The 22593-nt window shown below is 63.8% G+C and carries 19 protein-coding genes; 6 read left to right on the forward strand and 13 right to left on the reverse strand.

Annotated elements, in window-relative coordinates:
• Positions 1-121: 121 nt before the first annotated feature.
• Entirely contained in the window at positions 122-1891 is a 1770-nt protein-coding gene (locus tag CHB87_RS00745) for a hypothetical protein (protein ID WP_089406484.1), read from the forward strand.
• A gap of 118 nt (positions 1892-2009) precedes the next feature.
• Positions 2010-3563, forward strand: a complete 1554-nt coding sequence (locus CHB87_RS00750; protein ID WP_089406485.1) for a CoA-acylating methylmalonate-semialdehyde dehydrogenase — start codon at positions 2010-2012, stop codon at positions 3561-3563.
• Here CHB87_RS00750 and CHB87_RS00755 read toward each other — a convergent pair.
• Genes CHB87_RS00755 through CHB87_RS00765 form a run of 3 tightly spaced genes read right to left on the reverse strand, consistent with a single transcriptional unit; the run spans position 3550 to position 4979 of the window.
• Positions 3550-3996: a type II toxin-antitoxin system VapC family toxin gene (locus CHB87_RS00755; protein WP_089406486.1), complete on the reverse strand. Its 447-nt coding sequence runs from the start codon at positions 3994-3996 to the stop codon at positions 3550-3552. The two genes, CHB87_RS00750 and CHB87_RS00755, sit on opposite strands and share 14 nt — an antisense overlap.
• Positions 3996-4244 carry a hypothetical protein gene (locus CHB87_RS00760; protein ID WP_089406487.1) on the reverse strand — a complete coding sequence of 83 codons (249 nt, stop codon included), beginning with the start codon at positions 4242-4244 and terminating at the stop codon, positions 3996-3998. Before CHB87_RS00760 ends, CHB87_RS00755 begins: the two co-directional genes overlap by 1 nt.
• Positions 4245-4265: 21 nt before the next feature.
• On the reverse strand, positions 4266-4979 hold the full coding sequence (locus CHB87_RS00765; RefSeq protein WP_245817738.1) for a Crp/Fnr family transcriptional regulator: 714 nt from the start codon (positions 4977-4979) through the stop codon (positions 4266-4268).
• 122 nt (positions 4980-5101) lie between these two features.
• On the opposite strand from CHB87_RS00765, the gene CHB87_RS00770 reads away from it, so the two are divergent.
• A complete protein-coding gene (locus CHB87_RS00770; protein WP_089406488.1) occupies positions 5102-5914 on the forward strand; it encodes a hypothetical protein in 813 nt (270 codons plus the stop codon).
• A 93-nt stretch (positions 5915-6007) separates the two neighbouring features.
• Complete coding sequence (gene chrA, locus CHB87_RS00775) at positions 6008-7180, forward strand: chromate efflux transporter (RefSeq protein WP_245817739.1); 1173 nt, start codon at positions 6008-6010, stop codon at positions 7178-7180.
• Positions 7181-7335: 155 nt separating this feature from the next.
• Here chrA and CHB87_RS00780 read toward each other — a convergent pair whose 3' ends face one another.
• The 9 genes from CHB87_RS00780 to CHB87_RS00815 all read right to left on the reverse strand — a co-directional run bounded on the left by CHB87_RS00780 (position 7336) and on the right by CHB87_RS00815 (position 17034).
• The gene (locus CHB87_RS00780) at positions 7336-8739 is read right to left on the reverse strand and encodes an aminotransferase family protein (RefSeq protein WP_089406490.1); all 1404 of its coding nucleotides are present in this window, start codon (positions 8737-8739) and stop codon (positions 7336-7338) included.
• A gap of 71 nt (positions 8740-8810) precedes the next feature.
• A complete protein-coding gene (locus CHB87_RS00785; protein ID WP_142988140.1) occupies positions 8811-9704 on the reverse strand; it encodes an IFT57 family protein in 894 nt (297 codons plus the stop codon).
• Positions 9701-11203 carry an NCS1 family nucleobase:cation symporter-1 gene (locus CHB87_RS00790; protein ID WP_425432467.1) on the reverse strand — a complete coding sequence of 501 codons (1503 nt, stop codon included), beginning with the start codon at positions 11201-11203 and terminating at the stop codon, positions 9701-9703. The genes CHB87_RS00785 and CHB87_RS00790 overlap by 4 nt, the downstream gene beginning before the upstream one ends.
• Positions 11137-12543 (reverse strand): dihydropyrimidinase, encoded by a 1407-nt coding sequence (gene hydA, locus CHB87_RS00795; protein ID WP_089406492.1) that lies wholly within the window; start codon positions 12541-12543, stop codon positions 11137-11139. Before hydA ends, CHB87_RS00790 begins: the two co-directional genes overlap by 67 nt.
• A 1-nt stretch (position 12544) precedes the next feature.
• The gene (locus CHB87_RS21720; protein ID WP_142988141.1) at positions 12545-13000 is read right to left on the reverse strand and encodes a hypothetical protein; all 456 of its coding nucleotides are present in this window, start codon (positions 12998-13000) and stop codon (positions 12545-12547) included.
• 99 nt (positions 13001-13099) lie between these two features.
• Complete coding sequence (gene preA / locus CHB87_RS00800; RefSeq protein WP_089406493.1) at positions 13100-14539, reverse strand: NAD-dependent dihydropyrimidine dehydrogenase subunit PreA; 1440 nt, start codon at positions 14537-14539, stop codon at positions 13100-13102.
• Positions 14539-14913, reverse strand: coding sequence for a DUF6717 family protein (locus tag CHB87_RS00805; protein ID WP_089406494.1), 375 nt, complete (start codon positions 14911-14913; stop codon positions 14539-14541). The genes preA and CHB87_RS00805 overlap by 1 nt, the downstream gene beginning before the upstream one ends.
• The gene (locus CHB87_RS00810; protein ID WP_089407453.1) at positions 14910-16262 is read right to left on the reverse strand and encodes an NAD(P)-dependent oxidoreductase; all 1353 of its coding nucleotides are present in this window, start codon (positions 16260-16262) and stop codon (positions 14910-14912) included. The genes CHB87_RS00805 and CHB87_RS00810 overlap by 4 nt, the downstream gene beginning before the upstream one ends.
• A gap of 94 nt (positions 16263-16356) precedes the next feature.
• A complete protein-coding gene (locus tag CHB87_RS00815; RefSeq protein WP_089406495.1) occupies positions 16357-17034 on the reverse strand; it encodes a putative signal transducing protein in 678 nt (225 codons plus the stop codon).
• A 57-nt stretch (positions 17035-17091) separates the two neighbouring features.
• Here CHB87_RS00815 and CHB87_RS00820 point away from each other — a divergent pair, with 57 nt between their 5' ends.
• The gene (locus tag CHB87_RS00820) at positions 17092-18597 is read left to right on the forward strand and encodes a M28 family peptidase (protein WP_089406496.1); all 1506 of its coding nucleotides are present in this window, start codon (positions 17092-17094) and stop codon (positions 18595-18597) included.
• 214 nt (positions 18598-18811) lie between these two features.
• Here CHB87_RS00820 and CHB87_RS00825 read toward each other — a convergent pair whose 3' ends face one another.
• Positions 18812-20470 (reverse strand): hypothetical protein, encoded by a 1659-nt coding sequence (locus CHB87_RS00825; protein WP_142988142.1) that lies wholly within the window; start codon positions 20468-20470, stop codon positions 18812-18814.
• 65 nt (positions 20471-20535) lie between these two features.
• Between CHB87_RS00825 and CHB87_RS00830 the strand changes: the two genes are divergently transcribed.
• Positions 20536-22488, forward strand: a complete 1953-nt coding sequence (locus tag CHB87_RS00830; RefSeq protein ID WP_089406498.1) for an ABC-F family ATP-binding cassette domain-containing protein — start codon at positions 20536-20538, stop codon at positions 22486-22488.
• Positions 22489-22593 lie beyond the last annotated feature (105 nt).

The raw sequence follows: 22593 nt of genomic DNA on the forward strand, positions 1-22593 counted from the left end.
ACATCGTCTCCACGGCGCTCGCGCGATGGCCTTTTTCAGGGAGAATCTTGAGTGCCGCGTTCTCATCCGCTGGCGTCTTCCCAAAAACGCATCCCGCACCGCTGTCTTTTCTGGAGTCCGTATGAACAAGTCGCTGCGCATCGCCTCCGTGGCCGCCTCCCTGGCGGTCTTACCCCTGACCGGTCAGGCCCAAACGGCGAAGCCCCCCGCAAAGACCAGGGCGCACGCGAAGAAGAAGGCCGCGCCCTCGGTCGAGACCCAGATTCGCCAGCTCCGCGAGGAGCTGCAGGGCGAGATCGACCAGTTGAAGTCGGCGCTCGCGGCCAAGGACGAACAGATCTCCTCGCTCCAGGTCGCGGTGCTGAGCGCGGACAGAAAGGCCTCCGCCGCAGCGACCCATGTCGATACCGTCGACGCCACGCTGCAGCAGAACGTCGTCGTCGAGAACGACCTGAAGAACTCCGTCGGCGACCTGCAGGTGAAGTCCGTGGCCGTCACGGCCAGCGTACAGGAGGTGAAGGCCTCCGAGAAGACGCTTGAAAAGGCGATCAACGAGCCGCTCTCGCTGCACTACAAAGGCATCACGCTTACGCCCGGCGGCTTCGTCGCGGGCGAGAGCATCTGGCGTCAGCGTGCGATGAACGCCGACATCTATACCAACTTCAACGCGACCCCGTACATGAACTCCGGCGAGGCGAAGACCAGCGAGTGGGTGCCTTCGGCGCGCGCCACGCGGCCGAACATCCTGCTCAGCGGCAAGGTTCCCTTCGGCACGATCAACGCGTTTGTCGAAGGCGACTTCCTCTCCGCCGGCATCACCTCGAACAATCTCCAGACCAATAGCTACACGCTGCGTCTGCGGCAGGCGTGGGCGCAGGCCGTAGTCGGCAAGATCAAGTTCACCGGCGGTCAGATGTGGACGCTTGCTACCGAGAACAGGAAGGCGACCGACAATAACACGGAGCAGTGGCCGCTCGTTCCGGATCAGAACGCGCACGTCGGCTTCTCGTACCTGCGGCAGGTAGGCTTCCGCCTGCAGGATGCGATTACACCACGCCTGACCTTGGCGGTGGCGCTCGAGGCCTCGCAGTACCAGTTTGCCGCGACCAACGCGCCCCTGAATTTCTTCTTCGGCGCACCCGGCGCCCTGCCGGGGCTTGAGAGCAACCAGGCAAACCTGACGAACCAGGTGGCGCCGGACATCATCGTCAAGGCCGCATGGGACCCGAAGTTCGGACACTACGAGCTCGGCGGCATCGGCCGGTTCTTCCGCGACCGCTACTACCCGAACTACCCCACGAACTCCTTGAACGCAGCGAACGACACGCGCTTCGGCGGCGGCTTCATCGCCAACGCGCGCTTTCCCGTCGCGCCGAAGCTGGACCTGGGGCTGCACCTGATCGCGGGCGACGGCACGGGCCGGTATGGCGCGTCGCTGCTGCCGGACATCACCGTGCGTCCGAACGGCACGCTGGCGCCGCTGCGCAACGCGCAGGGGATGTTCTCGCTGGAGGCCCACCCGTCGAAGCGGCTGGACCTCTTCGCCTACGCGGGCACGGAGTACGTGCAGCGCGAGTATAAGGTTGGCGCCGCCGGCGTGCTGGTCGGCTACGCTCCGCCCACCGCATCGAACGCGGCCTGCAACACGGAGGCCTTGCCGACCGCGGGTACAGGCTACGCGCCCGGCGTCAGCACATGCACCGGCGCCACACGCGCGCTGATCGAAGGCTCCGCGGGCTGGGTCTTCCGGCTCTACAGCGGACCGGCCGGCAAGCTGCAGTACGGCGCGGCCTACTCGTACCTGACGCGCGAGGCATGGACCGGCGTCGGCGGCGCGCCCAAGGCCACCAACAACATGGTCTACACCAGCTTCCGCTACTACCTGCCGTAGCCGGGGCGCCCCCTCCATCCATACGCCCCACGATCAACCCAGCGGTCGTGGGGCGTCCGTGTCTGATAGGATAGGCGTTTGCATTTCCGCTTCACCCAAATCTTCCGAGGTTCACGCCATGTCCGCAGTCGCCACGCCCGTCTCCGCCACGCCCTCCGAAGCAACGCTGCGCGAACTGTCGCACTGGATCGGCGGCAAGCCGGTCGCCGGCGTCTCCGGCCGTTTTGGCGATGTCTTCCATCCGGCGTCGGGCGCGGTGCAGGCGCGGGTTCCGCTGGCCACCGACGCCGAGGTCGACGCAGCCGTCGCCGCCGCTACCGCCGCATTCCCGGCCTGGTCGAGCCAGCCGCCACTGCGCCGCGCTCGCGTGCTCTTCCGGTTCCGCGAGATCTTCGAGCAGCGCCTGGAAGAGATCGCCGCGCTCATCAACCGCGAGCACGGCAAGGTGCTCTCGGACGCACGCGGCGAGGCGACGCGCGGGCTCGAAGTCGTCGAGTTTGCCACAGGAATCCCACAGCTTTTGAAGGGCGAATACACCGAGCAGGTCGGCGCGGGCATCGATAGCTGGTCCATGCGCCAGCCGCTGGGCGTCGTCGCCGGCATCACCCCGTTCAACTTCCCCGCGATGGTGCCGATGTGGATGTTTCCCGTCGCGATCGCGTGTGGAAATACCTTCGTCCTGAAGCCGAGCGAGCGCGACCCGAGCATGGCGAATCTGCTGGCCGAGATGCTGAAGGAAGCCGGGCTGCCGGACGGCGTCTTCAACGTCGTCCATGGCGATAAATCCGCCGTCGACGCGCTGTTGCAGCACAAGGGCGTGCAGGCCGTCAGCTTCGTTGGCTCGACCCCGATCGCCGAGTACGTCTACCGCGAGGGGACGAAGGCGGGCAAGCGCGTGCAGGCGCTGGGCGGCGCGAAGAATCACATGATCGTGATGCCGGACGCGGACCTCGACCAGGCCGCCGACGCGCTGGTCGGCGCAGCCTACGGCTCGGCCGGCGAGCGCTGCATGGCGATCTCGGTCGCGGTCGCGGTCGGCGCCGCCACGGCGGACAACCTGATCGGCAAGCTGGAGTCGCGCATCGCGAGCCTGAAGATTGGCGACGGCGCGCTGGACGCGCCCGGCTCGCCCGTGGACCTCGGCCCGCTGGTCACGAAGACGCATCTGGACAAGGTTTCGAGCTACGTCGCCCTCGGCGCAACCGAAGGCGCCGAGCTGGTGGTCGACGGACGCGCGGGCGCGCTGCCAGCGGGCGAGGGATTCTTCCTCGGCGCATGCCTCTTCGACCACGTGAAGCCGGAGATGAAGATCTACCGCGAGGAGATCTTCGGGCCAGTCCTCGGCATTGTCCGGGTCAACAACTTCGAGACCGCGCTCCAGATGGTGAACGAACACGAGTTCGGCAACGGCGCCTCGCTCTTCACCCGCGACGGCGACACGGCGCGCGACTTCACCCACCGCGTCCAGGCCGGCATGGTGGGCATCAACGTGCCGATCCCCGTGCCGATGGCCTTCCACAGCTTCGGCGGTTGGAAGCGGTCGTTATTTGGGGACCATGCCGTGCATGGGCCTGAGGGTGTGCGGTTCTACACCCGCATCAAGACCGTGACCAGCCGCTGGCCGACAGGCATCCGTGTGGGCGTCGATACGACCATGCCTACACTTGGATAGGTTCGATCGCCGTCAGTCCATCGAATCGTGCAAAGTCTGAGCTGTTCAATGTAAGAACATGGGTCATGCCGCGGGCATACATCGCCGCGGCAAGCCGCGCATCGTGAACCTGCACACCCGAAATTCTGTACTGCATGACAAGCCTGCGCCATTCCGTGTAGACGCTTTCGGTATCCGGCAGGAATGTGAAGCTACGCTCTATCTCACGAGCGTTTCTCTCCGTCTCATCGAGTGTCAGATTGAATCCGTTCCTGCTCAGCGGGCGCGTGGACGCGTTCCAGAACTCAGCCATGTTTTGCAGAGTGTACCCAAGGTCGATGCCCCGATTCCGCAGGCGGCCAACTGCATCGCGCACGACGGCATACTCAGGGTGCCTCTGCTGAACCAATCGGAGAAGGATGTTTGTATCGGCAAGGTAGAGTGACCTTGCCATCAATCGTGATCCTCATAGAATCTTTCACGCGAGAAAGCGTCCTTCGGCAGAATCGGGATCTTGGAGGAAAATTGGGCGAGTGCGTCCAGAGAGGCGTTGAACTCTTCGTCGTTGAGCCGTGGCGCAGCATTGGAATGCAGCGTAGCTCCCAGATCGGCGATCAAGCTCTTCATGACGTCTTCAGGCGTCAACCCACGCGCCTTTACATCTGCGACCAGTTCGTCCGGAATATCGATCGTGATCTGCATACGCGAAGAATACCCGAAACCTCAAGCCTCAGCCAGCTCCCGCAGCTTCTCCGGCGCCAGAATCTCCACCTTCACCCCGCGAATCGCCAGCAGCTTCTCCTTCTGAAACCGCCCCAGCAGGCGGGTAACCGTCTCTCGCGAGAGGTTCGCCATGCTGCCCAGCTCCTCGTGCGTCAGCGCCATGTTGAAGCGCAACGCCTCCTTCCCGCAGGTCACGCCGTCGGCCCAGCGCAGCAGGACATGCGCCAGCCGGCCGCTGGCGGAGCTCGATAGCGCCAGCAGCCGCGCGTCCAGAAAGGCGCTGCGATACTCCGTCTGCATGGTCTGCGCGGCGTGCATGCTGGCCTCGCCGTACTCCGCCAGAAACGCGAGGAAGTCCGCGCGGCCGATATGCCGCACCTCGACCGGCTCGAGCGACTCGGCCGTCACCTCGTAGGGCTGGCCGCCGACGACCGCCGAAAGCCCCAGCAGATCGCCCGGACCGGCGATCTTTAGAATCATCACCTTACCCGCCGGCGACGTACACGACAGCTTCACCTGGCCGGAACACAGCACATGGATGGCCGATCCAGGGTCGCCTTCGCGAAAGAGCGTCGCGCCGCGCGGGAAGCTGGCGCTGGTTCCAATCGCGCCAAAAGCCGCCAGCGCGTCCGGCGTCAGGTTGCAGAACAGCCGCAGCGTGCGGTGTTCGCAGCTCTCACAACGGGTAGCGAATTGGGCGCGCGCAATAGGCATGGCGAAAACCGGATTCAGGCCCAGTATAGGCCCGATTGTGACCGGCATCACAGGGGCGCGTGTTCGCGGTCACCGCGCTTTCTCGTTCTTGCGCCGAAACTCAACAACAAGGAGTCACCCTCATGAACGATTTTCGCGAGTACTGGACGTTTTCCTCGATCCGCGGAGCACTGACGCTGCTCGCCGCGGCCGGCATCCTGGCCCTGCCCCAGGTCACCGCTTCGATGCTGTCGCTGCCTGTGCTCGAGACCCTCGCCATCGCCGGCTGGGCCACCTACTGCATCTTCGACGGGGTCGTGCTGCTTCTCCTCGGCCACCTACTGCCGGCGCGCGCGACCACCAGCCGCACCGTCTACGCGCAGGCCATCGCCGGTCTGGCCGCCGGAGCGCTGCTCTTCCTCGTCGGCTACAACGATATGGACGCGCGCTGGCTGGTCGGCATCGGCGCCGCGCAGGCAGCCTTCGCCGCGTATGCGGAGTGGCGGGTCGCACGCGACACGCATCGCGTGTACGGCTGCCTCTCCTGCTATGCCACCGCGATCGCACTGACCGTCGCAACGTTTGCGCTGCCGATTGCACTGGCTTACGGCGCGGTGTCGCTCGCGGTCGCGGCCTACGCCGGGCTCTACGGCGCGAGCGAACTCCTCACCGGATCGCGCATGCTCTTCCTCGAATACCGCGCCGGACATCCAGCGGCAGTGGCGTCGCAGGCGTGGCGGACGGAGAAGACTCCGTTCGCCGCGGCGGCGGTTAAGGCGCATTTTCTTACCACCGCGAAGGGCTGCGTGAGCTGCGAGGACTGCCCCGCCGACGCACTCTGCCGCGACACCAGCGTCGCAGGAGAGATGCGCCAGATCATGGCCGCCAGAGAGCCCGCCATCGTCCGCACCGTGCGCGTAGCCACACTGCTCCAGACAGCCCACGCCGGGCGCTAAGTTCTCTTTACACAAAATGCAGGCCCAGCCGGTAGCATAGCTCCACGTATGAGCCTTGACGCCACAGAAAGTACCCCGGGACGAGGATCGCCGATGGAGGTGTTCCTTATCTTTCTGCGGCTGGGCTGCACTAGCTTCGGCGGCCCAGTGGCGCACCTCGGGTACTTTCGCGCGGAGTTCGTCGAACGCTGCGGCTGGCTCTCCGAGGTCGAGTTCGCCGAGATCCTTGCGCTGGCACAGGCCTTGCCCGGCCCCGCCAGCAGCCAGACCGGCTACGCGATCGGACTGCGACGCGCGGGATGGCTGGGCGGCCTGGCCGCATGGACCGGCTTCACCCTGCCCTCCGCCGCATTGATGCTCGCGTTCGCCTTTGGGCACTTGCTCTTCAACGGACGAGCCGGCGGCGCGCTGTTGCATGGGCTGCAGTTGGCAGCAGTCGCCGTGGTCGCGCAGGCGGCGCTGGCCATGCAGCGGAGCCTCGCGCCCGACTGGCCGCGCTGGCTGATCGCCCTGGCTGCGGCGGCTATGGCGCTGCTTGGCCCACCTGCATACGGAACGCTGCTGGCTATCCTTCTCGGCGCCGCGGCCGGTCTGATTCTGTGCGACCGACCGCAGCCTGCGCCGTATTCGGGTGTACGTTGGATGGGTGACGCGAGGCGCGGCGCCGTACTGGCTGGCACGCTCTTCGTACTGCTGCTTGCAGCCTCCGCGATTCCGTTCGCCGGCGCTACGACTCCCGCGGTCTTTCTTCGGTTCTATCAGGCTGGCGCGCTCGTCTTCGGCGGAGGACACGTGGTGTTGCCGGCGCTGGAATCCGCGGTCGTGGCACGCGGCTGGATCGGACAGCCGGCGTTTCTGGCCGGGTACGGCGCCGCCCAGGCTCTGCCGGGACCGCTCTTCACCTTCGCCGCATACCTCGGAGCCGCGGTGTGTCGGGGAACTGCATCGCAACGCCTCGCCGCCGGACTGGTTGCGTTGGCGGGAATCTTTCTTCCCGGCCTGCTGCTGGTCTCGACTGTGCTTCCCTTCTGGACGGAGTTGCGCGCTCGGCCGCGGTTCAGCCAAGCGCTTGCGGGGGTCAACGCGGCGGTGGTCGGCGTACTGGGCGCGGCGCTGATCCGTCCGGTCTGGAGCGGCAGCGTCCACACCGGCGTAGACCTTGCCGTGGTGCTGGCGGCGTCTCTCGGCCTGACGATCTGGAAGCTGCCGCCAGGGATCGTAGTCATCGCCGTGGGTGTCATATCGTTCGCCATCGGCCTCCGATAGGCCGCGATCTTGAAAGAATCGGCACTGAAAACCCCATGTCTCAGAATCGAGACATGGGGCGCCCGCACTCCCTGTTTGTCATCCTGAGCGGAGCGAAGGATCTGCTTTGCCCTTTGCTGTTGCTTGTTCTGCTCTACACCATGATGCAATCCGCTCTAGCTGTCGGAGGTGACTGAAGACGCGACCTCGACCACAACCAGCGGAGCGTCGGCCTCCACCAGCGCATCGGCGATGGCGAGATGCTTGTCCAGCATGTCGAGACCGTGGTCGAGTTCCTCCTTCGTCACGATCAGCGGCGGCGCGATGACGAAGTGCGAGACCCAGGCCTGAATAATGACGCCCTCGGCCAGACACTTGCCCGCGATCTGATCCACCAGCAGCGGCTTGCCCGAGACCTTGTCCGCGTACGTGTTGAACGGCTCCCTGGTCGTCCGATTCTTCACCAGATCGACCGCCCAGAACAGCCCCTTGCCGCGCACATCGCCGACGCTCGGATGCTTCGCCTTGATGGCTTCGAGCCGCTCCTGCACGTACGGCGCGAAGTCGGCCGCGCGCTCGACGAGGTTTAACCGCTTCATCTCGTTGATCGTCGCCGTGCCCGGCGCAAGCGTCATCGGATGCGCCTCGTACGTGTGGCCGTGCGCGAAGTAGTGATCCTGGAAGAAGTCGCCGATCTTCTCGCTCGTCGCGCAAAGCCCAAGCGGCACATACGCCGAGGTGATGCCCTTGGCCGTCGTCAGAATGTCGGGCGTCACGCCCCAGTGCTCCATCGCGAACCACTTGCCCGTGCGTCCCCAGCCCGTCATGACCTCGTCGGCGATCAGCAGTACGCCGTACTCGTCGCAGATCTTGCGTAGCTTCGGCATGTACTCGTCTGGCGGCACCAGCACGCCGTTGGTCCCGACGATGGGCTCGACCAGCACGGCGGCCACGTCCGACTCGTTGCGGATCATGTGCTCGAGGTAGTCCGCGCACGCGATGCCGCACTGCGGGTAGGTGTGCTTGATCGGACAGCGGAAGCAGTTCACCTCCGGCGCGAAGATGACGCCCTGCTGCTTGCCGCGCGGCTCCATCGCCCAGCGGCGCGGATCGCCGGTCGCAGCAATGCTTCCAGAGGTAGACCCATGGTACGAACGATACCGCGCGATGATCTTCGTCTTGCCCGTGTACATGCGCGCGATCTTGAAGGCGGCCTCGTTCGCATCGGTGCCGGACGTCGTGAAGAAGAACTTGTTCAGCCCCTTGGGCAGCACTTCGAGCAGCAGCTTCGAGAGCTCCGCGCGCGCCGTCGTCGCGTAACCGGGCATCGCATAGGCCAGATCCTGCGCCTGCTTTGCGATGCTCGCGATGACGGCCTCGTTCTTATGCCCGAGGTTCATGCACATGAGCTGCGAGCTGAAGTCGAGGTAGGTCTTGCCGGCCGCGTCGGTGATCGTGCAGTCCTTGGCGTCGACGATGTGCATGGGATTCCAGCCTTTCTGGAAACGCCATGTGCCGTAGTTCGTGGTGCGGGTGATGTCGACGACTTCCTGCGTGGTGAGTGTTGATTCGGTGCTCATGGGTACGGCCTTTCAAGAAAATGGTTGCTGTCGCTCAAACTTTGCCTATCTAAGTGAAGTTACAGGGACGCTCAAACAACGATTTCGACACGCGAGTACGCGCCGAGCGCTTTATTCCTAGATCGTAAAGAATCAACCAAGTTTTCCAATTGAGGATTCAAATAAGTTTCACGGCAGACATTGCCAGAGCTGTCTTTCTCTGTTGCTAAGACAAAATCCATATGGAGCTTGCCATTAAGTTCAGCAAATCGTGTGACCGCAGCGGCTCTCAGACTCCTAGCTTGATTTTCCTCATCTTTCATCAGTTCACGAATTCCGATGTGAATCTTGGATAAGCTCTCCAGGTAATGCTTCGACCATGCAAGCAGATCGATGTCATTAGGATTTCTTTGCTTGAGTTCTTGCAATACATCACTGCTAGAACGAGGGTCCTGCAAGAGATCTTCCACACTCAACGAAATGGCCATACGTTCTTTTCGCTTTGCAAGCTTTGGGTCTGTAATATTTTCCCACCCTCCATGTGGCCGATACGATCGCACTGGCAGCCCTTTATGCATAGCATGATTCCGCAGACTCTCCATTACGCGAAACTCAAAGCTTCTGTCCCGCTCTTGTTCCACGATAAGGTTTGCACCTTGCTTGAGAGATTTCAGCGCGCTGGATCTGAACTGCCCGACATAGGCGCTAGCCGTTGAAAGAAAGTTTTGAAAGACACGCCCGATGGGCACCAAAGGGAGCAAAAGGGAGTTCATGTCAGGCTTGTAGCGTAGTGTCGAACTGGCGATGATCTCAAACGTCATCCGTTGAAGATCAAGAAAATTACCGAGCAACATATCATAGCGAAATTCAATATCTGAAACTGCCTTTATCGTCTTCTGAGCACGCATCAGAGAATCGAATTCTGTTTGAGTGATTTGTAGACCAAGAAAACCATTTTCAGGGCTACGACAAACCTCATAGTTCACTGTGACCTCCCTGCCGAAAGGGCGGCTTTAGGCATCAGCGCAACGTACAGCGCGCCAGATAGGAAGAACCCCACAAACCAAGCATAGTCAAACAGCGGCTTCAACGTCGGCACGATCTCCCCAATCAAAGCCGCGAACACACCGCAAACCAGCGCCACAATCGCACGCGGGTTGAAGCCCGATACATACCCATACACGTCCGAGCGTTGATAAAGCGAGTTCACATCGAGCACCTTGTTGCGGATAAAGAAGTAATCCGCAACCATGATGCCCGCGACCGGGCCCAGCAGGCCGGAGTAGCCGACCAGCCAGCCGATGTAGTTCGTGTGGCTGGCCATCAGCTTCCACGGCATCATCAACAGGCCGATGCAGCCGGTCATCAGGCCTCCGGTGCGGAAGCTGATGAGGCGCGGGTTGAGGTTCGAAAAGTCGTTCGAAGGCCCGACGACGTTGGCGCCGATGTTCACGTTCAGCGTCGCGATCAGGATGCTGACGAGCGCGAGGAAGGCGATCAGCGGCTGGTGGAAGCGGCCGAGCAGCGTGATCGGACTCCAGATCGGCTCGCCGAAGACCACGGTCGAGGCCGATGTACACGCGATGCCGATGAAACTGTAGAGCGTCATCGCCACCGGCAGACCGAAGGCTTGGCCGACGATCTGCGACTCCTGCGACTTCGCGTACCGCGTAAAGTCCGGGATGTTCAACGAGAGCGTCGCCCAGTACCCAACCATGCCTGTCAGTGAGAGGAAGAAGAAGCGCCAGCCCGCGCTCGTGCTCGTGAAGTGGCTCGGCGCCGAAAGCATCGGCCCGAAGCCGCCGGCCTTCGACACCATGAACGCCAGCAGCACCAGCGACATGACCAGCAGGAACGGCGCGGAGATGCCTTGGAGGAAGCGGATCGACTCCACGCCGCGCCACACGACGAACATGTTCAGCGCCCAGAAGCCGAGGAAGCAGACCCAGATCACCGCAGGCATCGCGACGGTCGCAGGCGCGAGCACGTTGATCATCGCCGCGATCGACTGGCCGCCGATCCACGACTGAATGCCAAACCATCCGCATGCGACGATGGCCCGCAGCACTGCCGGAATGTTCGCGCCGGTCGTGCCGAAGCTGGCGCGCACAAAGACCGGAAACGGGATGCCGTACTTGGCGCCCGCGTGCGCGTTCAGCACCATGGGGATAAGTACGATGAGGTTGCCGAGCAGGATCGTCCCGACGGCCTGCTTCCAGTTCATGCCGCCAGCGATCAGCGACGAGGCGAGCATGTAGGTCGTCACCTCCATCGACATCGCGAACCACAGCGCGATGTAGTTGTAGGTGCTCCACGTGCGGCGCGCGGGAGAGGTCGGCGCCAGGTCCTCGTTGTACAGGCGCGGGTCCGGGTTGACGATGCGGGCGTCGACGAGTTCCGAGTGGGTCAGGTCGGTGGCTATGACAGGCCTCCTGCATTGGCTTTGCGGTGCAGGAACTTGCCTCTGCCTGCCTCGCCGAGGAATTTGTTTCGATCGACGACCAGCTCGCCGCGCGAGTAGACCTTCGCGACGTTGCCCTTGATCTTCCAGCCTTCGAACATGCTGTAGTCGGTGTTCATCGCCTGCGTCGCGGCCTCGATGGTGTACTCGGCTGCGGGATCCCAGAGCAGGATGTCGGCGTCCTTGCCCGGCTGGATGGCCCCCTTGGTCGTCATGCCGAAGATGCGGGCGGGCGCCGCCGCCGCGAGTTCGACGAATCGCTCCGGCGTGATGAGACCGGCGTTGACCCCATAATGCCACAGGATCTGCAGGCGATTCTCGATGCCCGGACCACCGTTCGGAATCTTCGTAAAGTCGTTCTTGCCGAGCGCCTTCTGGTCTTCAAACCGGAACGGGCAGTGGTCGGTCGAGACGACAGACAGCGAGCCATCGGCAAGCGCCTGCCACAGCGGCGCCTGGTGCTTCTTCTCGCGCAGCGGCGGGGTGAAGACGTACTTCGCCTCGTCGAAGCTCTTGCCCGGCATCTGCTCCTCGCGCGAGAGCACGAGGTACTGGGTACAAGTCTCCGCGATCGCACGCAGTCCGCGCGACTGCGCCGCTTCCAGCTCGCGCAGCGAGTCAGCGTTCGAGAGGTGCACGATGTAGACGGTCGCGCCGGCCATCTGCGCAAGAGCGATCGCCCGGTGCGTGGCCTCGGCCTCTGCCTCGGCGGAACGCGTCAGCGCGTGCCAGTGCGGCTCGGTGTGTCCCGCTTCCAGAGCCTGGGACACAATCACGTCGATGGCCGCGCCGTTCTCCGCATGCACGAGGATCAGACCGTTCAGCTCCGCCGCCTTCTGCATGACACGGAACATCAGGCCGTCGTCGATCATCAGCACATCGGGATAGGCCATGAAGAGCTTGAAGCTGGTGATGCCGCGCGCGACCATGTCGGCCATCTCGTCGAGCGTCTTGAAGTCCTTGCCGCCGCCGGGGTTCAGATCGGTAATAGCCATGTGGAGCGAGTAGTCGATGACCGCCTTGCCCTCGGCCTTCTTGTCCCAGGTCTTCAGTGCTTCTGCAAGCGTGTGCCCGCGCGATTGCAGTGCAAAATCAATCACCGTGGTCGTCCCGCCGATGGCCGCGGCGCGTGTGCCTGTGAAGTAGTCGTCCGCCGAGGTCGTGCCGCCGAAGGGCATGTCCAAATGAGTGTGGACATCGATGCCGCCGGGCATCACGAGCAGGCCGGTGGCGTCCACCAGCGTGTGGCCTGCTGTTGGCAGGTCAGGGCCAACGGCTGCGATCTTCTCGCCTTCGATAAGGACGTCGGCCTGGATGGTGGAGTCTGCGTTGACGACTGTGCCGTGCTGGATCAGGATTCCCATACTAGCTTTCACCTTTATCGAGAGTTCCATCCGGAAGTGGATAGCCGTATGTCTGAACGGCAAATTGAAAGTTTGGGCATTGTGTGAATTCATCTCCCAACCGATGCCAACCCTTTGGAAGATTTCTGATGCGAATTGCGATGGCATCGTGAATCGTGAAGGTCGCACCATACAGTGATCCAACGCTCGCCATCGCACCTTGTTGTGGCCGCACGACAAGATGTACATTCGACTCGGCACTTCTTGGTCGACCCAACGCACAGAGGTAAAAGTAGGGAACATCTGTACGCAGAGCAAGAGAGTCGCAGTCGAGCATATCCTTGCTGATGCCGCTGGCCAATGAGCCTCTGAAGCAAGCCTGACAGTGATGGTCTGATTTGAAGCCAGACACGTACCACCCCCATATCGAGGTAAAACGACCGGCTGCTGCGGTCAAACCTTTGATCTCGAGTCTCATTCGTTGCACCTCAAAAAAAAGCGTAACTCAGTGGCTAAAGCCGCGATACACCGAAGTGATTGGAGGCACGGCTGAAGCCGTGCCCTTAACACTGCATTGTTATTGAGCGGTCGCCGCTCTGCTGGCCACTCTTTCCTCCCAGCTCTGCGGCGGCAACCCCGTCTCCACCTTATCCATCGTGATGCAGTCCGGCACGGGGCAGACGAGCGAGCACAGGTTGCAGCCCACGCACTCATCCACATCCACGCGCGGGATGCGGGAGAGCGGCGTGCCGCCCGAACCTGAACCAACGCCGCCGAGGTCGAGCTTCGGGATCGGCGTCATCGTGACGGACTTGTTCGACAGGCCGATGACCTGCGCGGGCGTGGGCTTGCCGTGCGGGTTGGCCTCGTGCTGTGCGTAGCGCGGGTCGGTGCCCAGGACCGGCTGGTCCAGGCCGCCTTCGGTCCGGTCGACGTGGATGCACTGATGCGCGCCGTCCCAGCAGGCGGTGTAGCAGAGCTGGCAGCCGATGCACTTGTCCGCGTGGATGTTCGCCACGATGCGCGAGTTGATGTTGAGCTGCTTCCACTCCTTCACGTTCGGCAGCGAGAGGCCGCGGAAGTCCTCGATCGTCTCGAAGCCCTTCGAGGCCATCCATTCGAGCAGGCCGTCGGCCATGTCCTCGACGATGCGGTAGCCGTAGTGCATGGCCGCCGTACAGACCTGCACATTGCCGCAGCCCAGCAGGATGAACTCCGCCGCATCGCGCCAGGAGCCGATGCCGCCGATGCCCGAGAGCGGCAGCACGGAGAGCGCGTCCGACTGGATCTGCTGCACCATGTTCAACGCGATGGGCTTCACCGCCGGGCCGCAGTAGCCGCCGTGGCTTGATTTGCCGTCGACATTGGGGTTCGGCGTGAAGGTGTCGAGGTCGATGCCCGTGATGGAGTTGATCGTGTTGATGGCCGAGAGCGCATCGGCGCCGGCGCGTTTGGCTGCGCGCGCGGACATGCGGATGTCGGTGATGTTCGGCGTCAGCTTCACGATGACCGGCGTGCGCGCGACCTCCTTCACCCAGTAGCTGATCTGCTCGCAGTACTCCGGCACCTGGCCCACGGCCGAGCCCATGCCGCGTTCGCTCATGCCATGCGGACAGCCGAAGTTCAGCTCCAGGCCATCGGCCCCGGCCTCTTCGGCGCGCTTCACCATGTCGTGCCACACCTCGCGCTTCGACTCGACCATCAGCGACGCGATGACCGCGTGCTTCGGATAGCGGCGCTTGGCCTCGGCGATCTCGCGCAGGTTGGTCTCGATGGGACGGTCGCTGATGAGCTCGATGTTATTGAAGCCCATCATGCGCTGTCCGGCCCAGTCGATCGACGAATAGCGCGAGCTGACGTTGGTGACCGGGTCGCCGATCGTCTTCCACACGGCGCCGCCCCAGCCCGCGTCGAAGGCGCGCATGATCTGTTCGCCGCAGTTGGTGGGCGGCGCGGAGGCGAGCCAGAAGGGGTTCAGACACTTGATTCCGGCAAAGGTATTTTCGAGGGTAGGCATCAGTACGTCTCCGGAGCATGCTTGTGCTCGGCTGGCAGGGATTTCAACTGGATGAAGAGTTCCGCGGGCGCGTGGCCGAAGTAACGCAGCAGGGCCGGGCAGAGCCAGCCCTCGAGCTTGAGGTCGGAGACGCAGTAGACGTTGCCGCCCTTCTCTTCCCGGCGCCAGGTCAGATGATGCTGGAAGCCGGGAAAGACGTGGCTCGAAAAGAGCAGCACGAAGCCCTTCTCCGCATGCGGTATGCTCTGCGTGAGCAGGTCGAGGATCGTATCCGCGCCGCCGACGAAGGCCTCCTGCACAAGCCCCTTCTTCGGGTCGTCGAAGACCCAGATGCCGAGGTACTTGTAGGGCGCGATGACGTTGATCTGGTTCATGCCGGCGCCGACTCCCCCATCGATTTCAAAGACGCGGCGATGCCGATGCCCGCGCGCTTGCCGTCGGCCACTGCGTCGACGACCTCGCGGCCGCCGTTGGTGCAGTCTCCGCCGGCGAAGTACCTGGGGTTGCTCGTCTGGCCGGTAGCGCGATCGATCAGGATGCGGCCGCGCTCGGTCTTCACCGTGCCCTGCTCGGTCAGAAAAGCCGTGTGCGTTGCCTGGCCGATGGCGAGCACGATCAGGTCGACCGGCAGCGTGAACTCCGAGCCCGCGATGGGAATCAGCGAGCCGTCCGCGCTTGCCTCGAGCATACTGAGCGTCAGGCCTTCGACCTTGTCCTCGCCTACGATCGCGGTCGGCTGCACGTGCCAGAGGAACTGCACGCCCTCCTGCTTCGCGTGCTCATACTCGAAGTCAAAGGCGGACATCTGCTCCGGACCGCGGCGATAGATCATCGTCACATCGGTCGCGCCGAGCCGCACGGCGGCGTTGGCCGCGTCGATGGCGGTATTGCCCGCGCCGACGACGGCGACGCTGGCTGGCGCCGTCAGAATCGCGCCGGTCTTGTAGCCCTCGATGTAGTCGAGCGCGTTGGTCACGCCGGGCATCTGCTCGTTCGCGAGACCGAGCCGATGGATCGCGCCAAGCCCCATGCCGAGGAAGACAGCGTCGTGCGTGGCCTCAAGCTCGGCCAGCTTCGCGGCGTCCACCTGTGTGTTGAACTCGAATGAGACGCCAAGCTGGGCGATCAGGTCGATCTCGCGCAGGCTCTCGGCGAGCGGCAGCTTGTACTCGGCGATGCCGTAGGTGTTCAGCCCGCCGGGCATGGGGCGCGCGTCGTAGATCGTCGCCGCGATGCCGTGCCTCCGCAGCTCGGCCGCGCAGGCGAGCGAGGCGGGACCGGCGCCGATGAGCGCGACGGCCTTCCCTGTTTCTGGCGGCAATGCGTAGGGTAAAGGAGCGCCGCTTGCGTGGAAAGCGTCCATCGCATAGCGCTGCAGCATGCCAATCTGGATGGGCTGCTTGTTGTAGTGGTTCATCACGCATGCGCCCTCGCAGAGCACCGTCACCGGACAGGCGCGCGAGCAGCTCGACGCCAGCACGTTCGACTCGAGGATCGTCTTCGCCGAGCCGGCCAGATTGCCGCTCGCGATCTTCTTGATGAAGCGCGGCACATCGATGTGCGTGGGACAGGCCACCATGCAAGGCGCGTCGAAGCAGAACAGGCAGCGGTTGGCCTCGGGAATGGCCGCCTGCCTGTCGAGCGACGGATGCAGGTCGGGAAAGCGCGCGACGATTTCGGCGCTGGGCTGGAACTGTTCGAGAAACGTAACCACTTCTGGCATCTGCGTCGGGCTCCCCATTTAAATCGAGACAGCTTAAATCGAAATCCCTCCGGCGAAGTCGAGCGGAGGGAATTTCGTTTTGTGGAAGAGACGATTATGCACCAAAGTTCGAGGTTGGTGGTGGATTTTCCGCGGAGACATCCTGCCAACGTGCGCCGCACTGCGCACAGGACCAGGTATTCGGAGGATTCCGCCAGCGGTCGAGAGCCTGCAGCAGCAGGGTTAGAGGCAGCAGCAGGATCGGAAACGGCCAGAGGAGCTGGAAGGAGGTGCGCGCCACGGCGTGATACTCCCCGCGAAAGGCGATGTCGATCGAGGAACAGACCGGGCAGTGCAGCTTCGGGAAGCTCTCGCCCGGCGCAAAGTCGATGGGGCCGGGCGAGGGCTGGTCGAGGAGTTCGAGCGCGGCCGCCTCGTCCCACTGCGCAACCTGTAACCGGATGCCGCCGACCATGTTCGACATCTGCCAGTCGATCCGCACGAAGTTTTCGTCCGCCAGATAGACGGGGATGCTCGCCGACTCCAGCAGCGAACGCGCGACGATGGCCTCGGAGTGATCGCGATAGCGGCGGATGGTGACGAGCGCACTGCTGTCGACCCCCTCGTCCGGCGCGTCGATGAAGGGCGGCTCCAGTTCGCGCCGTGCGAACTCGGCCCGGAGCGCAGCCTGCGCCGGCTCGGTCAGGGAATCGTACGCATGCGCGGTACGGAGCAACTCCGGCTCGGAGAGGCTGGCATAGGTGGCGGCGAACTCTTCGGGCGAAGGATTCATAGAGGCCGATGGTATACCCTCGAATCAATCGACTTCACGCTGCGGAAAAGGTCAAGCATGTTCCTGCCGAATCGTAACCCTCTCGTTCTTCTGCCTGCCGCCCTGTTGTTGCTGAACCTGCCCACGCACGCGCAGCAGCCAGTGAAGCGCGACTACGTGATGACCGGCGCACCACTGGCGAAGATGCCCGTCGACCCGAAGATCGCCGTCGCGCTCACGAAGGTCTCGGACGCGCGGATCAAGGCGAACATCGAGAAGCTGGTCAGCTTCAAGACGCGCAACACGCTCTCTTCGATGGAGACCGATCTGGCGCCCGGCACCGGCATCGCAGCCGCGACCGAGTACATCAAGGGACAGTTCGAGGAGTACAGCAAGGCCTGCGGCGGATGCCTCGAAGTGAAGGTCGACGAGTTCACCCAGGAGCCGCTGCCGGGCGCGAACGCGCGCATCCGCAAGCCGACGATCCTGCGCAACGTCTATGCCGTCCTGCGTGGGACCGATCCGGCGCAGGCGAAGCGCATCTACCTCGTCACCGGCCACTACGACACGATCGAAAGCGACGTGATGAACGACCATGACGCGGCGCCGGGCGCCAACGACGACTCCAGCGGCTCGGCCGTCAGCATGGAGAACGCGCGCGTGCTGAGCCAGTACAAGTTTCCCGCGACCATCGTCTTCGTCACCGTCGCGGGCGAAGAGCAGGGGCTGATCGGCAGCGCGCACTTCGCGAAGTTGGCGAAGGCCGAGGGCTGGGAGCTCGAAGGCGTGCTGAACAACGACATCGTCGGCGGCAACACCACGCCGGGCGACACGCTGCAGGATAAGACCGCCGTCCGCGTCTTCGCGCAGGGCATTCTACCGACCCTGCCGCTGGCCGAGATTCAGGCGGCGCTCGCCGTCGGCGCGGACAACGACACGCCATCCCGCGAACTTGCCCGCGAGGTCGTCGACACCGCCCGCACCTACTTCGCCCCAGCCGTCCGCAAGCAGGCCTACGGAACCTTTGCCCCGGTGATGGAGCTGCGGCTGGACCGCTTCGGTCGCGGCGGCGACCATAAGTCATTCAATGCAGAGGGCTTCGCCGCGGTGCGCTTCACGGAGTGGCGCGAGGACTTCCACCACCAGCACCAGACGCCGCGCGTCGAAAACGGCGTGCAGTACGGCGACCTGCTGCAGTTCGACGACTTCAAATACATCGCGCAGGTCGCGCGGCTGAACATGGCGACGCTCGCGACGCTGGCCAGCTCGCCGGGCATCCCGCAGAAGGTCTACGTGACCAACCCGCCGTATCACCTGGACACGACGATCACCTGGGAGGCGCCGCTGGCCGCCTCCGGCGAGGTTCGCTACCAGATCGTCTGGCGCCAGACCGCCGCCTCCGACTGGGAGTACGCGGGAGATGCAGCGAAGTACATGGACCCCACGACGAAGTCCGGCGCGTTCTCCGCCACGATTCCCGTGTCGAAGGATAATGTCTTCATCGGCGTCCGCGCCTGCGATGCGGCGGGACATTGCAGCCAGGCGGTGGCGCCGATGCCTGCGCCGGGTGGACGCCAGCAGTAAAAGTCCATTCCCCGAATGGCCTGTCATCCTGAGCGAACCTGTCATCCTGCCGAACCTGTCATCCTGAGCGTAGCGAAGGATCTGCTGTTTCCCGGTGGCGCCATCGCCACTTCAGGTGAAGCAGGTCCTTCGCTCCGCTCAGGATGACAAGCATTTTGGGTCGGATGACAGGCGTTCCGGCGAAGCTTAAAGGCGTTTGGGCGAAGCGTAATAGCTACTTCTTCTGCACCGTCACGATCTTCTCCGTCTTCCGCTGATCCTCGCCGCGATTCTTGAAGTCGGTACCGAAGGCCGGGTGCGCAAGGTCGCCGGTCATCTTCACCGGCACCTCCGCCCCTGCGCCGTGCTTGCTGAAGAGCGGGTCGACGGGCTTCAGCAGCAGACTCTTCCAGCCCGTCGTAAGCTGCGATGCGCGGGCCGCCGTCCGGGCGACGCCGTGCATATCCACCCGTCCGCCGATCAGCGCGTACGTGCCCTGCATGACGACCGACGCGCCCGGCATGCTGTCAACCACGTGCGTCAGGCTCATCACGCCGTTGTCGATGGCGACCTGCATGGTCACGTCGGAGGTCGCAACGGGAATCTTCCTCGGGTCGCCCTTCGCCACCTCGGCCTTGCCCTGCGCGCGCTGGCTGACGGCGTCGATCTGCTGCTGCATCGCCCTGTCCGCCCAGGCGGCGCCTCGAATCGCGGCCACGCCACGGGCGTGCGCGCGGGTGATGACGTTCGTCTGGCCCGGCGGCACGCTCAGGTGGCCTTTGTATTCCAGCGCGCCGCTCATCACCGGCGTGCGCGCCTTCGAAAACAGGACCAGCATGTCCTCGCTGCGCCCTTGAATTTGCTTGTCGGCCTCGACCGCGAAGCCTTCAGGCGCGCGCGTAACGGTTCCGGTCGCGGCGATCGAGGTGTGGAGAAACGTCGTCGTACTCGACGCAATGATCGCACTGCCCGTCGCGCAGTCGACCAACACCTGGGCATGTACATGCAAAGAAACGGGATGCGCGCTGATGGCAAGCGCGAAGTCGGGGATCTCGACGTCCGCCTCGGCGGCAATCTGGCTGACCGTTCCGTGGAAGCTGCCGGTCGAGGCCACCGTACCCGAGAGTCCCGCAATCGCCCGCAGATCCCCCTTTTCGAAGCGATAGCTGCCGTCGATCGGGGTATCTCTGGGCGAGGAAGGCAGCCACGGGCCGAGATCTCCGCTCGCGTGAACGTCGGGGATCAGCCCCGCCCCCACAACCGTTCCGGTGTAGGCGAAGGCATGGCCGTCGCCCCGGTCCGCGAGCCGCACCTCGCGCAGATCGTACTCCACCGGCTCCGCGCCGGGCTGGGCGGGTTCAAACACGATCTTCGCTCCCGTAACGACGACGTCATGCACCAGCAGGATGCCGGGAAGCGGCTTCAGCTTCACCGGTTGCGCGGCGCTGGACGCGGCCGGCAGCGTGACGATGGCATTCGTGGCGAAGACGTCGATGGCGCCCGGCGTGTCGTGCAACAGGGTGCCGAGGCTGGTGCGAAAGGCGAAGCCCTCGACCGTCAGCATCGGAACGCCGGATGTGGCCGGGCGGCCGCTGCCGTCGATCGATTCAATGCGCAGTCCCGAGCCTGTAACCTGCAGTCCGCCCATGCCGTGCAGCAGCGAGACATGCAACTGGTCGAGTTCCACCCGCGTATGCAGACGGTCGGAGAGCGTCTCGATGACGAGGCGGCGCGCCTCCGGCTCAGCGCGGCGAACCACCCATGCCGCCGTGAAAGCCAATGCACTCAACACCGTCAGTGCAACCGCTCCGAGCGCATACCACGCACGCAGGGGCAGGCCCGCACGTCGTGGCGAGCGGGTGGGGAGCGGAGAGGGGGTGGACGTGTCGTTCATGCGCGGTCTCAACCTATGAGATGCAGCCCGCGCGGTTTCGGCCAACAATGAGAAGATAGAAGCTCATGCTACAACTCTCAGGGGCCGGCAAGCGATTCGGCCAAAAACTGCTGTACGAAGATGTGAACTGGCTGATTACGCCGGACGAGCGCACCGGTCTCGTCGGCGGCAACGGCACGGGCAAGTCGACGCTGCTGAAGGTGCTGGCGGGAATCGACGGGCTGGACTACGGAACGGTCTCGCGCCAGAAGGGCATGACGCTCGGGTACCTGCCGCAGGACGGCCTGGCGCTGCGCGGCAAGAGCGTCTTCGAGGAGTGCCTTTCGGTCTTCGACGACCTGCGCGGGCTTGAGACGGAGGCCGAGGCGCTGAGCCACCAGCTCGCCGAGCACGACCCGGCCAGCGCCGCCTACCAGGCCGCCGCCGACCGCTACTCGCACATCACCGAGCTGATGCACGCGCACGACATCTATACCCTGGACTATCAGGTTGGCACCGTGCTGGGCGGGTTGGGCTTCGGCAAGGAGGAGTGGGAGCGGCGCACGGAGGAGTTCTCTGGCGGCTGGCAGATGCGCATCGCGCTGGCCAAGCTGCTGCTGCAGAAGCCGTCGCTGCTGCTGCTCGACGAGCCGACCAATCACCTGGACCTCGAGACCCGCGAGTGGCTGGAGAACTATCTCCGCAACTACGAGAACGCCTTCGTGCTGATCTCGCACGATCGCTACTTCCTCGACGTCACCGTCAACAAGACGGTCGAGATCTGGAACAAGCGCGCGCACTTCTACTTCGGCAACTACGAGAAGTATCTGAAACAAAAGGAAGAACGCCGCACGCAGCTGATGTCCGCGTACAAGAATCAGCAGGACCAGATCGAGCACCTGGAGTCGTTCATCAACCGCTTCCGCGCGCAGGCGACCAAGGCCAAGCAGGTGCAGTCGCGGATGAAGGAGCTTGAAAAGATCGAGCGCATCGTGGTGCCGGAGGAGGAGTCGACGATTCACTTCACGATTCCGCAACCGCCGGCATCCGGCCGCACGGTCATCGACGTACAGAACCTGACGAAGGTCTATCCGGCGAAGGACGGCGGGACCAAGCGCATCCTCGAAGACCTGACCTTCACGATCGAACGCGGCGACCGCATCGCGCTGGTGGGCGCGAACGGCGCGGGTAAATCGACGCTGATCCGCATGCTGGCGAAGCTCGAAGAGCCGACCTCCGGCACGGTGAAGCTCGGCCATAACGTGCTCGCGGACTACTTCGCGCAGGACCAGTACAAGGTGCTCGACGGCAACGCCGAGATGCTCGACGACATCAGCGGCATCGCGCCGAAGGTGCCGCAGACCGACCTGCGCAGCCTGCTGGGCTGCTTCATGTTCTCGGGCGACGACGTGTTCAAGAAGCTCGGCGTGCTCTCGGGCGGCGAACGCAACCGCTACGCGATGGCGAAGATGCTGGTCTCGCCGGCGAACATGCTGCTGCTGGACGAGCCGACCAACCACCTGGACCTGCGCGCGAAGGACGTGCTGCTCGACGCCATCCGCAAGTTCAGCGGCACGGTCTTGTTCGTCAGCCACGATCGCTACTTCATCGAAGGACTTGCGACCAAGGTCTTCGAGGTCGAAGACCGCCGCGTGCATATCTATCCGGGCAACTACGAGGACTACCTCTACCGCAAGGCCGGCGGGCCGGAGAAGACGGCCGCATCGTTCGTCGCCGCGCCTGCTCCGGTGGCCGCACCGGTTGTGGCCGCGCCCGCGCCCGTGGTGAAGACTCCGCCGGTAAAGCGGCTGAACCCGATCAAGCTGCGTCTGCTGGAAGAGCAGGTGCGCGAGGCCGAAGAGGTCATCCCGAAGATCGAAGCCGAGATCGAAGCGGCAGAGGCGGCGATGGCCGTCTTCACGACTCCGGATGCGGCGCAGAAGGCCGCGGCGGCGCTCGATGTGCTGCGAGCCAAGCATGCGAGAGCGCTGGTGGAGTGGGAAGAGCTGGCGCTGGAGCTGGAATCGCAGCAGGATTAGAGCAGCTTCCCTTGAGCGGCCAAGCACCGCCCACGCGGCTTGTCATCCTGAACGCAGTGAAGGACGTGCTGTGCTCGGAATGACAGCTTCTTTGATAGGAAAAGA

The organism is Granulicella rosea, from assembly GCF_900188085.1.
Taxonomy (GTDB): Bacteria; Acidobacteriota; Terriglobia; order Terriglobales; family Acidobacteriaceae; genus Edaphobacter; species Edaphobacter rosea.